This window comes from Vibrio sp. 10N.222.49.C9, from assembly GCF_041474985.1.
GTDB classification, from domain to species: Bacteria; Pseudomonadota; Gammaproteobacteria; order Enterobacterales; family Vibrionaceae; genus Vibrio; species Vibrio crassostreae_C.
The window spans coordinates 1-361 of record NZ_JBFRVD010000651.1; the positions used below are offsets into that span (position 1 = coordinate 1).

Below are 361 nucleotides of genomic sequence, written 5' to 3' on the forward strand. Positions count from 1 at the left end.
GGATTTAGGTTCAGCCGAGATAAATCAAGCATTGATGCAGGAACTCAGGTTTGCCCGCTCAATAGGCGGCAATAGCTTTCCCTCGCTGTTTGTTGTTAAAGGGGAGTCTGTTACCGAGCTACCGATAAACTATCAAGATGCCGAAGTCACGCTTAATCAGATAGATCATGTTTTAGGGAAAATTTAGAGTAATTTTTTGGGAAACAGCGAGTACCTTAAAATAGCATGCTACATTTATTGTGAATCCAACTGCAATTTTACTCTATACCTTACTAAAGGGGTGATTATGTTAGGTGAGAAACACTCTCTCGAGAATGACTTTCCAGAACTACAAGACGTTATCAAGCAACTGGTTGAAAGC

The 361-nt window shown here is 40.4% G+C and carries 1 pseudogene; it reads left to right on the plus strand.

What is annotated here, in order from left to right:
• Positions 1-187: pseudogene (locus AB4585_RS24900) on the plus strand (DsbA family protein); the annotation flags it as partial.
• Positions 188-361 lie beyond the last annotated feature (174 nt).